Annotated in this window: 13 protein-coding genes; 2 read left to right on the forward strand and 11 right to left on the reverse strand. The window is 58.0% G+C overall.

What is annotated here, in order from left to right:
- Nucleotides 1-15: 15 nt before the first annotated feature.
- Genes D5085_03380 through D5085_03400 form a run of 5 tightly spaced genes read right to left on the reverse strand, consistent with a single transcriptional unit; the run spans nucleotide 16 to nucleotide 5,470 of the window.
- The gene (locus tag D5085_03380; protein ID QEP42261.1) at nucleotides 16-1,926 is read right to left on the reverse strand and encodes a VWA domain-containing protein; all 1,911 of its coding nucleotides are present in this window, start codon (nucleotides 1,924-1,926) and stop codon (nucleotides 16-18) included.
- Nucleotides 1,923-2,915 carry a VWA domain-containing protein gene (locus D5085_03385; GenBank protein QEP45036.1) on the reverse strand — a complete coding sequence of 331 codons (993 nt, stop codon included), beginning with the start codon at nucleotides 2,913-2,915 and terminating at the stop codon, nucleotides 1,923-1,925. The genes D5085_03380 and D5085_03385 overlap by 4 nt, the downstream gene beginning before the upstream one ends.
- 38 nt (nucleotides 2,916-2,953) lie before the next feature.
- Entirely contained in the window at nucleotides 2,954-3,463 is a 510-nt protein-coding gene (locus D5085_03390; GenBank protein ID QEP42262.1) for a DUF4381 domain-containing protein, read from the reverse strand.
- The gene (locus tag D5085_03395; protein QEP42263.1) at nucleotides 3,450-4,406 is read right to left on the reverse strand and encodes a DUF58 domain-containing protein; all 957 of its coding nucleotides are present in this window, start codon (nucleotides 4,404-4,406) and stop codon (nucleotides 3,450-3,452) included. The genes D5085_03390 and D5085_03395 overlap by 14 nt, the downstream gene beginning before the upstream one ends.
- Nucleotides 4,407-4,411: 5 nt before the next feature.
- On the reverse strand, nucleotides 4,412-5,470 hold the full coding sequence (locus tag D5085_03400; GenBank protein QEP42264.1) for a GGDEF domain-containing protein: 1,059 nt from the start codon (nucleotides 5,468-5,470) through the stop codon (nucleotides 4,412-4,414).
- Between the two features lie 143 nt (nucleotides 5,471-5,613).
- Here D5085_03400 and D5085_03405 point away from each other — a divergent pair, with 143 nt between their 5' ends.
- Nucleotides 5,614-6,228 carry a hypothetical protein gene (locus D5085_03405; GenBank protein QEP42265.1) on the forward strand — a complete coding sequence of 205 codons (615 nt, stop codon included), beginning with the start codon at nucleotides 5,614-5,616 and terminating at the stop codon, nucleotides 6,226-6,228.
- Nucleotides 6,229-6,295: 67 nt separating this feature from the next.
- On the forward strand, nucleotides 6,296-6,958 hold the full coding sequence (locus D5085_03410; GenBank protein QEP42266.1) for a hypothetical protein: 663 nt from the start codon (nucleotides 6,296-6,298) through the stop codon (nucleotides 6,956-6,958).
- Here D5085_03410 and mnmH read toward each other — a convergent pair.
- The 6 genes from mnmH to gcvT all read right to left on the reverse strand — a co-directional run bounded on the left by mnmH (nucleotide 6,947) and on the right by gcvT (nucleotide 13,915).
- Nucleotides 6,947-8,071, reverse strand: a complete 1,125-nt coding sequence (gene mnmH, locus D5085_03415; protein QEP45037.1) for a tRNA 2-selenouridine(34) synthase MnmH — start codon at nucleotides 8,069-8,071, stop codon at nucleotides 6,947-6,949. The two genes, D5085_03410 and mnmH, sit on opposite strands and share 12 nt — an antisense overlap.
- Before the next feature lie 19 nt (nucleotides 8,072-8,090).
- Nucleotides 8,091-9,434: an amino-acid N-acetyltransferase gene (locus D5085_03420; GenBank protein QEP45038.1), complete on the reverse strand. Its 1,344-nt coding sequence runs from the start codon at nucleotides 9,432-9,434 to the stop codon at nucleotides 8,091-8,093.
- 75 nt (nucleotides 9,435-9,509) lie between these two features.
- Nucleotides 9,510-10,961, reverse strand: coding sequence for a glycine dehydrogenase subunit 2 (locus tag D5085_03425; protein ID QEP42267.1), 1,452 nt, complete (start codon nucleotides 10,959-10,961; stop codon nucleotides 9,510-9,512).
- A 3-nt stretch (nucleotides 10,962-10,964) separates the two neighbouring features.
- Complete coding sequence (locus D5085_03430) at nucleotides 10,965-12,401, reverse strand: aminomethyl-transferring glycine dehydrogenase subunit GcvPA (protein QEP42268.1); 1,437 nt, start codon at nucleotides 12,399-12,401, stop codon at nucleotides 10,965-10,967.
- 2 nt (nucleotides 12,402-12,403) lie between these two features.
- Nucleotides 12,404-12,796, reverse strand: a complete 393-nt coding sequence (gene gcvH, locus D5085_03435; protein ID QEP42269.1) for a glycine cleavage system protein GcvH — start codon at nucleotides 12,794-12,796, stop codon at nucleotides 12,404-12,406.
- 36 nt (nucleotides 12,797-12,832) lie between these two features.
- A complete protein-coding gene (gene gcvT, locus D5085_03440; GenBank protein ID QEP42270.1) occupies nucleotides 12,833-13,915 on the reverse strand; it encodes a glycine cleavage system aminomethyltransferase GcvT in 1,083 nt (360 codons plus the stop codon).
- Nucleotides 13,916-13,922: the final 7 nt, after the last annotated feature.

Genomic DNA, 13,922 nt, shown 5'->3' on the forward strand with positions numbered 1-13,922 from the left:
TCTCTCTATCCATCTCTACCACGGTTGCGGCTCATTAGGTAGCTGACGATAGCGCCGATTGGCCTGATAACCAAATTTTCGCTGTAGCAGCGCCCCTGGATCATCGGGGATCTGCCGCAGCCACTGATTTTGCGGCATTGCAGCGGCATCCTCGACCACCTCCCTCCCTTCGGTCACCGCCGCCTCCCCCTCCTCATCCGCCAGAGCACTCACTCGATCACCCTCCTCCTGAGCCTCACTGTTCGCATCGCCATCGAGCGGCGCCTCCCCTCTGCCACTCTCATCCCCCTCCCCCTGCTCGGCGCTAACGGCTTGATCGCCATCGCCATCGCCTTGATAGCTCTCCGATGAGAGTTGGGTTTGGGTTTGGGTTTCGGTCACCCCCCCCTCTCCCTGAGCATCAGCGCCCTCGCTACTCTCGCCCTTCTCGCCCTTCTCGCCCTTCTCGCCCTTCTCGCCCTTCTCGCCCTTCTCGCCCTTCTCGCCCTTCTCTCCATCCGCTGGCGAGTCTGAATCGTCGTCGGAGGGGGAGGAGCGCGACTCTTGTAGCTGCTGTAGTCGTTCCAGATTATAGCGCCCATCTTCGTGATCTGGCACCTGTTGTAGTAGCTGCTGATAGTGCTGAATCGCCGCCTCAATCTCTCCCGACTGCGCCAAAGCGGTGGCCCGATTATAGAGCCCCATCGGCGAGTTATCCTCACGCCAAGCGTTAAGGCTGCCACTAAAATCGCCTTGGCGATAGCGAGCTACCCCCTGCCAAGCAGGATCGGTAAACAACTCAGCGGCGGCCGCTACCTCTCCCTGCTGGAGTCGCTTCACCCCCTGCTGATTACGGTTATAGAGCCAGTGTGGTAGCTCTAGCGCACTCACTGGCGGCGGCAGCGACGCCCAAAGCAGCGGCACCATGAGCACCATCCAGAGACCACGGCGAAACAGTAGCGCGACCAACGGCAGCAGCAACGGCAGTAACCATACCCCCTCATCTTGCCACGCCTCAAGCGGCTGCTCGCCCTGCGCCACGGTATCCCCCCCTCCATGCAGGCGCAGAGTATTGAGCATCGGCAGATAGTCGCTCTCATCCACCGCTAACGAGACAGCGCGGCCCCCTGCGGCACTCGCTAACTGCTGTAAAGGTCGCCAGTCGAGCCGCCCTAATACAATGTCACCGCGACTATCTTTAAAATAGCCCCCTTCAGGTAGCGGAATCGGTGCCCCTTCGCGGCTACCGATGGCAATAATCCCTAGCGAATAGCCGGCCCGATTGAGTGCCCGCGCCGCCGCTAGACACGCGTCACCACAAGGGCCGTTTAGACCATCGGTTAACAGAATCACCCGCCCGTGGCGAATGGCGGTCTGCTCTAAAAGCTGCTGTGCGACAGGTAGGGCTCGGTAGGGGTGGCTCCCCTGTAGCGGCACAGTGGTGGTATCGAGGCTGTGCAACAGCGCTTTAATCGTCGCCACATCGGTAGTTAACGGGGTCACCACAAACGGCTCGGCAGCGACCACAATCAACCCATTTTGCCCATCGGCATGGCTATTTAGGATATCGATTAACTTAAGTCGCGCCCGCTGTAGCCGACTCGGTTTCACATCGGTCGCCCGCATCGACTGCGACAGATCGAGAATTAACACCAGCGCCGACTGATCTTGCAGCAGCGGCTGCGGCTGCTTCTGCCACGCCGGCCCCGCGAGCGCGATAAGCGCAATAATCGCAATCGCGTTCACGAGCCAACGGAGTGACTGACCATTGGTTGTCGGCAGACTCTGTAGTAGATGAGGTAGCAGCTCGGCATCGCAGTAGCGTTGCCACCCCAGAGATTCGCGACCAAAGCGCCGCCAGAACAGATTGAGACCCAATAGCACGACCAACCCCAACAACCAGTAGGGGCGCAAAAAGTGCAGCGACTCCAGCCACTCCGGCATCATAGCGCCACCTCGCGACTGAAACGGTGCCGCAGCAGCGTTGCCACCCCTAACAGCAGCAGCGCTAACGCCAGCGGCCAGTAGAAGAGCTCTCGTCGTGGACGAAAGTTAAACGCGTCTCGCGCTACCGGCTCCAGTTCATCTAATAGCTGATAGATCTGCTCCAACTCGCCACTGTCGCGAGCACGAAAGTAGCGCCCCCCCGTCAGTTCGGCAATGCGGCGCAGCGTCTTTTCATCCAGATCACGCGATGGATTGATCGTCTGGGTGCCGAATAGGGTTCGCACCTGAAGTCTGTCCGCACCGATGCCGATGGTATAGATAGTCAACCCCTTCTCCGCAGCCACAGTCGCCGCTTGCAGCGGCGAGACCACACCGGCGGTATTGGCCCCATCGGTCATTAGAATCAGTACCGGAATCACCGGCTTACCCGCCTGTCGAGAGGCCTCTAGCCGTTTAATCGCCAATCCAATCGCATCCCCAATAGCGGTCTGATCTCCGGCCATGCCGATCACCGCCTCATCGAGCAGCGTCACCACCGTCTGGCGGTCAAAAGTCAGCGGTGCCTGCACATAGGGGCGCGAACCGAACAGAATCAGCCCAACCCTATCCCCATAGCGGCGCTCGATAAACTCCCCTGCCACCCCTTTCGTGGCACTTAGGCGATCGATCATACGGCCACTCAATTGAAAATCCTCCACCTCCATACTGCCAGAGAGATCGATAGCTAGCAGTAGATCGCGTCCGGTAGCGGGGTACTGCTGCGCCTCCCCTAGCCACTGCGGTCGCATCGCCGCGATAACCAGCGCCAGCCAGCCACACAGCGCCACACCACGACGCCAATAGTCACTACGCCCCACCCATAGCTGCTGCGACTGCTCGACCACCGCCATTTGGCCCAAAAAGGGGACTCTTAGCGCCACACTCGCCTCTGTTCGCACGGGGGGGAGCCACCCATAGATCAGTAGCGGCAGTAGCGATACTATCGCCATCCAAGGCCAAGCCCACTCTAGCTCAAACAGAGTCATGGTCACAGCCGCCCTTTAGTAACTACCTTAGGCTCCACCCCCGCCCCCACTACCTTGCAGGTCAGGCGTTCGACTAGACGGTAGAGTTTAGGCGCAGAATAGCTCACCTCGGTACGAAAGGGGCCATAGGCCAAAATCCGCCCCGCCCCCTGACTAAAATCGTCACTCCCTAGCGCCCGATCGAGACTCTGTAGCCACGCCTCGCCACTTCGGCTAGTCACCGCGCTATAGCCGTAGCGCAACACCATCAGCCGACGACAAAAACGGGAGAGCGCCCGTAGCAGCACCACGCCATCTTGATGGTGACGATAGCTGCGCCAGATCGTCCGTAGCTCCCGCAGCGCCACTCGCTGCCAGTGGCGGCGTCGATAGCCGCGCCAGAGCAGCCCCGCCACGGTGACGACAATAATCATCCCCGCCAATAGCAGCCACCACGCCGGCGCGGGCGGCCACCAAGAGGCCCCCTCTGGCAGATGGATATCTCGTAGTGACAGCGCGTTAAAGTCGGCCATACCCCCCCAAACGGCGATACCAGCTCTGACTGAGTAGGGTCAACGGATCGCTACGGGTATCGCCCCGCAGTAGCGCGATGTCGTAGCGATCTGATAGCTGCTGCAGATAGTCACAACGGTGTTGAAACTGCTGCCGATGGTGCTGACGCAGCCGCTCTGAACCGGTAAAGAGCGATACCACCCGTCGCTGATCGGTCAGCGAATAGTGGCCCGATGGGGGCAGCTCCTGCTCTAGGCGATCATAGAGGTGGATAAAGCGTACCTCGCAGCGGCGCGATAGCTCGCGCAGATGGGGCTCGCACTCCGGCTGTAGCTGCATAAAGTCGCTAATTAGGGTAATTTGGCTACCGGGCGAGGCGACTCGGCGCAGCCGTACCAAAAGGTGCCAAAACGGTAGCGTCGCCTTCGGTTCCGGGCGGGGTAGCTGTTGCCAGACGGGGTGGTTAGCGAGCTGGTAGAGCAGCGCTAAAACGGCCACTCGCCCAAGGCGGGGGCGCACCTCCAGATGTTGTCGTGCCGAAAAGACCACCCCGCCGAGGCGATCACCGACCTGCTGCGCCTGCCACGCCAACATCGCCGCTAAGCGGGAGGCGAGCACCGACTTAAACGAGCCGGTGGTAGCAAAGTGCATCGTCTGCCGAAAATCGACCAGTAGCAGACTCTGCCGCTCCAGCTCTTCGCGAAACAGCTTCGTATGGGGACGGGAGGAGCGGGCGGTCACTCGCCAATCGATAGTACGCACATCATCGCCGGGCATATAGGGGCGCACCTCGGCAAACTCCATGCCTCGACCACGGCGGTTAGAGTGATAGAGACCGGCTCGCGGTGCCAGAAAGAGCGGCGGTTTTTTACCTAACAGCGAGGCCTGATAGCGCAGCCGAATCAGCTCCGCCACCGTAACCGCTACCGGATTTTGGACAGGCGTCACACTTAGCTGCGGCATAAGCGTTAAAACAGCTCCACACTATCGACAGAGGAGGCGTCGTAGTGATGCAGCTCCCCCTGCTCAACCAGCGATTCGTAGTGGCAGAGCCGATTTCGACCGTGCTCTTTAGCGTAGTAGAGCGCCTGATCGGCCTGCTCGACCACATCTTTCGGGTAGTCGTGATCGCCAAAACCGACAAAGCCGATACTGACCGTAATGCGCCCGACCTGGGGAAAGTCGTAGTCGGCCACTTTAGCCCGAAAGCGCTCAAAGACCGACTCAGCATTCGCTCTATCACAGGGAGTTAACACCACAATAAACTCCTCGCCCCCATAACGAAACAGCAGATCATCCTCCCGAAACGATTCCCGCATTAAATTAGCCATTAAAATAAGCACCTCATCGCCATAGAGATGGCCAAATGTGTCGTTTATGCGTTTAAAATGGTCGATATCAACCGCCGCTAGCCAGTGATTTCCCAATGGATAGTGGCGCTTGCCCTGTTCAATACTATCTAGCAGCGGCTGCTCCTGCTCATTGTAGGTCATGATGATGCGGGAGATCTTTTCATCAAAGGTCTTGCGGTTATAGAGCCCGGTGAGGGTGTCGTACTCATTATCGCGCACAATGGCGAGAAAATTGGTGTAGATCGAGAGCACCCCCCGCAAAAAGCGGCTATCCTCGTCACTCATCGCCAGATAGCACTCCAGCTTTAGCAGCCCGACCACAGTGGCATCGACCTCAATTGGAATCACCCATGAGCGAAGCCCATCCTCCCCCACCTCCTCTACCGGCTGGCGGCTCTGAATCGCCGCCACCTCAGTCGTGGTCGCCGGTAAGATATGGTGACGGGTATCGATAACGACCCCCCCTTCATGTCGCCTCTCCAGTACCACCGTCCGCATCAGCGTCTGCTGACGAAAACGGTGCTGACCACTACTAATGGAGGAGATACGGCAGAAGATCAGACGCAGCATCCGAACCTGCTCGCCAATGGCCGCCACCAGGCTCTTCTCCAGCCCCTCTTGGTTACGCGACTCGGTGATATCGACTACGGCAGAAAGAACTTTATCAGCTGACACAGACAGACACTCTAGCAAATAAAACAGTTGAGATAGTGATTCGAAACAAATTGACGCTAATTGGATATATTTCGAGCGCCATTATCCCCTATAATAGGGCGCTACGCCACTAACACCCAATCGGACAAGAGGAATTTCTGATCATGATCGCAATCGGACGACTGCTAACCACACTCCTGCTGCTAACTCTAACCCTACCCCTGCCGCTACTGGCCGACAGTTTCGATTTAAATGTAAACAACAAGGTCGCCCGTTTTGGCTACTCGGTCGATAATATCCCCGCTTTTCAGGGGTTAGGGCTCGATTTTGGCTTTCTCTATGATGACGACTCGAATAAATTGGCCCATTTAGGGGTCAATGTGCGCGGCGAGAACTGGAGCCGAGCCGGCTCGCTTAAAGTCTCGCTGGAGACGCGGCTCTACCTCTCCGATACCTATGTGGTCGATATCCCCCCTGCCAATAGCAGTTTCGGCGCGACCACCCGCAACGACACCCTCGCGAGTATCGCCATAGGCGGTCAACTCACCCTCTCGCCGATGGCGCGGATCAACCTCTCTACCACACTCTTCTACGCCCCTAAAATCCTCTCTTTTGGCGATGCCGAAAATCTGACCGAAGCGGGGCTAAGGCTCGGTTACCGTATTATCCCACCGGCCGATGTCTATCTCGGCTACCGCTATGTCGATATCGATATTAAAGAGCGCGAAACGGCCCGCCTCGATGAGCAGTTTCATATCGGGTTTCAATATAACTTCTAAATCCAACTTGCCTCGCTCCCATTGAGCCACTATAGTTAGGGGATACAAGCAAGGGTAGGGTATTGTGATGTTATCGTCTATCTCCGCAGAGGGTGGCTACAGTCTGCGACCGCCACCTGAAATCGATAAGCGCCCCGACAGCTCGGCCAGAGAGTCGAACAGCAACAGCGCCGCCATTGAACAGAGCCCCACCCATCGCAGTGAAACCGAGCTCTCAGAGGAGGAGCAGCAGCAGCTACAGCAGCTCAAAGAGAGTGACAGTCGGGTACGCGCCCATGAGCAGGCCCACTTAGCCGCCGCCGCTGGCATTGCCGTCTCCGGTGCTAGCTTCGAGTATCAACGCGGCCCCGATGGTCAGCGCTACGCTGTCGCCGGGGAGGTGAGTATCGACACCGCCAAAGTCTCCGATGATCCGCAAGCGACACTACAAAAGGCTGACCAGATCCGCGCCGCAGCGCTCGCCCCCGCCGATCCCTCGCCCCAAGATATTAAGGTCGCGGCGCAAGCAACCCAGATGGCGCAGCAGGCGCAGATGGAGCTAGCGCGGCAGCGCTTTAATCGTGAACAGGAGGGAGAGGGGAAGCCAGAGGAGAAGAGAGACTCCCCCACCCCACCCGAGGCCGCTAGCGGTGAGGCGATTCATATCTCCCCTCGCATCAGCGAACAGCTTGCCCGCTATAGTCAGCCCAGAGCCGATATTCGCGGGCAGCTGCTACAACTATCGGTCTAAACCACCCCCGCTAGCTAGCCACTCGCTAACTGCGGCTCTATCGCCACAAAAACAGGTGCGATCTCCATGGCGCGACATCTGGTAGTCATACATCGGATCGTAGTAGTCCGATAGCAGCGCCGCTATCCAGTGCCGATGCAGCGAGGCATCCCCGCGCTGCTGCTCCGTAAACGCCCGCTCCAGCACTTCGCTTAACTGACGGTAGCGCAGATCGCCGAGGCGCTTGCTAATTTTGGCCAAACTGTGGCGCAGATAGTCGGCCCAAGCCCTAAAACCGCGCTCCTCATCCCCCCCTTCGTGGGCGATAAAGTCGGCCAGCGCCTGATCAATATACTCATCAAATGTGAGCGCCACCCTCTCGGCGGTCGTGGCCTCTAACCTTACCAGCGGTGCCTCTCTTAGTGCGCTCATCAGACTATCTTGCAGATGGCGACTACCGATATTACGCCCCTCATCCTCTATGACTATCGGGCCATAGGCTGCATTGAGCCGCCATTGATGGTGATGTCGAATCAGCGCCACGGCTAAGCGATTTTCAAAATCGATTTGGGTCGGTTGCGGTGTCGCTCGCGGCCCAAACGCCGAACCGCGATGGTTGGCCAACCCCTCCAGATCGATCATCGGCTGTGACAGCGATTGCAGCAGGCGTGTCTTGCCACAGCCGGTACGGCCACCGAGCACCAGCAGTGGTAGCTGCTGCGGTAGCTGCGCTAACTGCTGCAATAGATAGCCACGCAGCGCCTTGTAGCCCCCCGTTACCCTCGGAACCACCGTGGCATACCCCTCATAGAGCCACTGCTGACTTATTTTAGAGCGCAAACCGCCGCGCCAGCAGTAGAGTACCGCTGTGGGGTTTTGCAGCACAAACTGCTGCCATGCCGCTACCCGCGCGGCCTTTAGCTCACCGCTAACTAGCGCCTCCCCGAGTGCAATCGCCGCCGCTTGCCCCTGTTGCCGATAGCAGAGCCCAATCTGGTGCCGCTCCTCATGACTCATTAACGGCAGGTTGACGCTGCCTGGAATCGTCCCTTGAGCAAACTCGGTCGCCGTTCGGGTATCAATCAGCGGGCGTTGAGTGACGATTAACGACTCAAATTGCTCGATTTGGGGCAGTAACTCAGTCAAGTTGTTATTAGCGGCGCGTGGCCCCCTGTTGCAAGCGCTTCACATAGACTCGTGAACAGCGCTGATAGTTATAGAGCCGCTGCCGCTCTAGCGGTAGCTGGCGCAGATTGCCCTCCTCAAAACCGCGCTCTAAAAACCAGTGCGAGGTACGGGTTGTCAGCACAAACAGCCGTTCGATCCCCAGATGGATCGCAATCTGCTGTAGATAGTTGAGCAGACGATCCCCCCGTCCGACATTGCGGTAGTCAGGATGGATGGCAAAGCAGGCAATTTCGGCGATCTTCTCACTCTCAAACGGATAGAGGGCGGCGCAGCCGATGGTGGCGCTGTCGAGTTTGACCAAAATGAAGCGGTTAATCTCCATCTCTAGCAGCTCGCGTGAGCGCCGCACTAGCACCCCCTCCGCCTCTAAAGGTTCAATCAGCTCCAGCAATCCGGCAATATCATCAATTGAGGCCGACTCAATCGTCTCATAGTTATCGCTGTTAATCAGCGTCCCGATGCCATCACGACTAAAGAGCTCTAGCAGTAGCGCCCCATTGTGGTGGCGATCAATGAGATGGGTTCGCTGTACCCCCTGATGGCAGGCGTAGATTGCACTAAAGAGCGCCTTAGCGCTACTCTGCTCTAGTTGTGGGTGGTGGTGCAAAAACTGCTCAGCCTCCTCAATCGAGAGCTGTCGTACCACCTCACCCTGCCCATTCAGTAGCCCTGGGGTGTCGATTAGGCTAATTAACTTATCAGCTCTGAGCGCCACGGCGGCGGCGGTTGCCACATCTTCGGCACTTAAATTAAATGCCTCACCGGTAGGGGAGTAGCCGAGCGGTGAGAGCAGCACGATATCGCCCTGCTCTAACTGGCGTAAGATAGCGGTATGGTTGATGCGGCGCACCTCACCGGTATGTTGGTAGTCCACTCCATCCCGAATCCCCAGCGGCTGGGCGGTGACAAAGTTGCCCGACACGACCCGAATCGCCGCCCCTGCGAGGGGGGAGTTGGCTAAACCTTGGGAGAAACGCGCCTCGATCTCGATTCGAATCGTCCCTACCGCCTCTTTAACTAGCTGTAATACTTTGGCGGTGGTAATCCGCAGGCCATTGCTGTAGTCGATAGTGAGCCGGTAGCGCTTCAGTTTGTCATCAATTTGTGGCCGGGCACCATGCACCAGCACCAGACGCACGCCTAGGCTATTTAGTAGGGCGATATCGTGCAATAGGGGGCCAAATTGATCTTCGCTAAAGAGCTCTCCCCCAAAATTAATCACAAAGACGCGGTCTCTAAAGTCATTAATGTAGGGGGTTGAATCTCGAAACCAGCGCACAAAATCGCAGCGCGTCTCTGTTGGGGTAATCGCTACCACTCCTCTAATTGAACCAAACCATAATCGACGCCATTATACGCCAACTGCACGCTCGTAGCCTACCCCCTACCCTCGCCAGACTAAATCGAGCTCTCTGGCCGCCTTAACATCATCCAGCCGCTGCACCGGTAGCGTGTGGGGTGCTGTACGCAGCCGCTCCGGTTCGGTTATCGCCTCCTCCTTAATCGCCACCATCGCCGCGACAAAGCGATCGAGCGTCTCTCTATCCTCAGTTTCAGTCGGCTCAATTAAGAAACATTCGGCCACGAGCAGCGGGAAATAGGTGGTCGGGGCGTGAAAGCCGTAATCGAGCAGCCGCTTGGCCACATCCATGGCGCTCACCTGCTGCTCTTTGGCGAGCTTTTTTAGGGTAATAATAAACTCATGGGTGGCGAATCTGTCGGGATAGGCGCTCTCAAAACCGGCCTGCTGTAGCCGACTGTGCAAGTAGTTGGCATTGAGGGTGGCATATTCGGCGACCCGAATCATCCCCTCTCGCCCCAACATGCGGGCGTAGCTGTAGGCCCGCAGTAGAATACCGACATTGCCCATAAATCCCGATAGGCGACCTATCGACTGTGGACACTCCGTCTCCTCCAGCCAGTGATACTCCCCGTAGCGTTCGCCCACCATCGGTAGCGGCAGAAATGGCTTTAGCCGCTCCCCGACCACGACCGGCCCAGCTCCCGGCCCCCCTCCTCCGTGGGGGGTGGAGAAGGTCTTGTGCAGATTAAGGTGAACCACATCAAAGCCCATATCCCCCGGTTTTACCTTACCTAAAATGGCGTTAAAGTTAGCGCCATCGTAGTAGAGCAGACCGCCGACTTGGTGCACCATCGCCGCAATTTGCTCGATTTTGCGCTCAAATACCCCCAGCGTGGAGGGGTTGGTCAACATAATTCCGGCAGTCTGCGGCCCGAGCAGCTCTTCGAGCGCCCCTAGATCGACATCCCCCTGACTATCGGTCGGAACCTCCCTTACCTGGTAGCCACACATCACCGCCGTCGCCGGATTGGTGCCGTGGGCAGCATCGGGAACCAAAATCTCAGTGCGGGCACTATCTTGGCGGCAATCGTGGTAGGCGCGAATCATCGCTACCCCGGCGAACTCCCCTTGGGCACCCGCCATCGGCGTCAGCGAGCAGCCGGCCATACCGGTAATCTGCTGCAAAAGCTGCTGCAGGTGATAGAGGGCAGCTAATACCCCTTGGCTATGGCTCTTAACCGGAGCGTAGGGGTGGCGGGCGGTAAACCCCGGTAACATCGCATGCTGATTGGCCCCCCTAGGATTGTACTTCATGGTACAAGAGCCTAAGGGGTAGAAGTGGGTATCAATGGCAAAGTTTCGCTGCGATAGGCGGGTATAGTGGCGCACCGCCTGTAGCTCCGAGACTTGGGGGAGCTTTAGCGGACTCTGTCGTCGCTGCTCGGCGGGAATATCGTCACAACTCTCTGGGGCGACAGTCGGTAACTGCGCCCGATTGACCGCCCCGGGGCGGCTCTGTTCAAAAATTAACATCTCTCACTCTCTCCCCGACTCTCCAAACCCGTAGGCTGATGGATCAGCCGGCTTTAAATGGGTGCAAACCGGCCGGTTACGCCGCGCTAAGATCCTCTCTAAGTGGTCGGCAAAGGCTTCAATGTCGGCAAGGCCATACTTTTCAGTCGCACAGACCAAAAGACAGTTCTCCAACTCAGGATAGAGGCGCTGTAGCGCAAAGCCCCCTAACAGATCTTGCGCCGCGAGTGCCCGCAACACCTCCTCGACCGGCTGGTTTAGCTGTAACACCACCTCATGAAAAAAACTCCCCTTAAAGCGAACCCTTACCCCCTCAATCGCACCGAATCTCTCGGCTAGCAGGCGGCTATGTTGATGGCAGGCACGGGCGATTTGGGACAGCCCTCCAGCGCCCACGACCGACATATAGATCGTGGCCGCAGTCGCCATTAACCCCTGATTGGTACAGATATTGGAGGTCGCTTTAGAGCGGCGAATATGCTGCTCCCGCGCTTGCAGGGTTAGACTAAAGCCTGGTTTGCCCTCCCTATCGACCGTACGACCAACGATCCGCCCCGGCATCTGCCGCACCAAACTCTCTTTACAGGCCATAAAGCCGAGATAGGGGCCGCCAGAGGAGAGTGGAATCCCCAGCGGCTGCCCCTCACCGACGGCGATATCGGCTCCTTCACTGCCCCACTCACCCGGCGGCTTTAGCAGCGCCATCGCGATCGGATTGACCACCCCAACCACCCGCAGCTGGTGGCTATGCGCCCAATCGGTTAGCTGATCCACCGCCTCCAGACGGCCAAAAAAGTTCGGCTGCGGCACCACCAGCGCCGCCACCGCCCCCGTATCGAGCGTCGCTAGCTGCTCCTGATCGGTCGTTCCTAGCTGGGGATCATAGTCGAGTCGCTGGAGTTTAATGCCCTGATTGTTAACAATCGTCTCTACGACCCGAGCATAGATAGGGTTCACGCTCTTTGGGATGAGTACCGTATCGCGCCCCCCTTTTCGGAACGAACGCACTGCCATTAATAGCGCTTCGGCTAGCGCGGTCGCGCCATCATAGAGTGAGGCGTTGCTCACCTCTAAGCCGCATAGTGACGCTATCATGGTCTGAAACTCATAGATTAGCTGTAGCGTCCCCTGACTCGCTTCGGCCTGATAGGGGGTGTAGGCGGAGTAGAACTCTCCCCGAGTCGTCAACTCCCACACTGCGGCAGGAATGTGGTGGTCATAGGCACCGGCACCGATAAAGCAGTTCGGGGCACCATCCTGTTTAGCGAGGGCGGCCATCAGCCGGCCGACCTCCAGCTCATTCATACCATCGGGCACCCCCTCCAGACCGTGACAGCGCAGCGAGGCGGGAATTTCAGCAAAGAGATCAGCCATCGAGCCGACGCCAATTTGGGCCAGCATCGCCTCGACATCGTCCGCAGTATGGGGGATAAAGGGCATGGTTACTCCTCTTCAGCCACAAGCGCCGCGTAGCGTTCAGCATCGAGACAGTCGTCAACCGCGCCACGGCTCTCAGGCTGCAACCGAAATAGCCAGCCAGCGCCATAGGGATCGCGATTGATCAACTCAGGGCTATCGACCACCGCGCCATTGATCTCAACCACCCTCCCCCCAATCGGGGCATAGACATCAGAGGCGGCTTTGACCGACTCGACCACGGCACACTCTGCATCGGCATCGAGGGAGGTATCGACCTCGGGCAGTTCGACAAATACCATATCCCCCAACAGGTGCTGGGCATGGTCGGTCACACCGACGGTGACGCTGCCATCGCTCTCCTGTCGCAGCCACTCATGAGTTTTAACATATCTCAAGTCAGCCGGTATTGCGCTCATCTACTCTCTCCTGCATTATTCACTGTAAAGCTGTCCTTATACCAGAACTCGCCCCTCACGCACAAAGGGGAGTTTGACAATTGTTGCCCTATAAGGGCGCTGCCGAATGATCACCTCGCCCTCACTCTCCTCTCCCAGCGGCACTCTAGCCATGGCGATCCCCTGTTTTAGGGTCGGTGAGAAGCTACCGCTGGTGATCTCCCCCTCCCCTGCCGCAGTCCGCACCCTCTGGTGGCTACGAAGCACCCCTCTGCCCTGAAGTAGCAGTCCCACCCAGCGCCACTCAATGCCGGCGGCCTGCTCCTGCTCCAACGCCTCACGGCCAAAAAAGCGTCGGCTTGGATCTTTTAAATCGACCGTCCACCCCAAGCCGCTAATCCAGGGTGAGGTGGTCTCATCCATATCTTGACCGTAGAGATTCATACCCGCCTCTAGGCGTAGGGTATCCCGCGCCCCCAGACCACAGGGGGTGGCACCCGCCTCACATAGCTGCTGCCATAGCGTCTGCGCCTGCGCCTGATCGATAACGATTTCGTACCCCTCTTCGCCAGTGTAGCCGGTACGCGATAGGGCATAGCGCTCACCGAGCGCGAGCTGAAACCGCTTTAACCCCTCACCGAGCTGTGCTAGTTCAGCATCAACGCCATGCACCAACTGCCGCGCCGCCGGCCCCTGTACCGCCACCATCGCTAGCTCAACTCGCTCTAGTACCTCTACCTCAAAATCGACCGCTATCTCACGAATCCAGTGTAGATCTTTGGTAGAGGTCGCGGCATTAATGACCAGACGATACCAGCTAGGTTCAATAAGCGTCACAATCAGATCATCGATCACCCCCCCCTGCCGATTGAGCATACAGCTATAGAGCGCCTTACCGTGGTTACCGTCCAGTTTAGCGACATCGTTAGCGAGTAGATAGCGCAGCATCTCGCGGCAGCGAGGGCCTTTGAGATCGACAATCCCCATGTGCGAGACATCGAACAGGCCAGCGCGGTGGCGTACCGCATGGTGCTCATCGAGTTGCGAACCATAGTGGAGCGGCATCTGCCAGCTTCCAAACTCGACCATGGTCGCCTGTTGTTGGCAGTGGATAGCGTAAAGGGGGGTCTGTTGCGACATAGCGTTT

It is taken from the genome of Ectothiorhodospiraceae bacterium BW-2 (genome assembly GCA_008375315.1).
Lineage (GTDB): Bacteria > Pseudomonadota > Gammaproteobacteria > Thiohalomonadales > Thiohalomonadaceae > BW-2.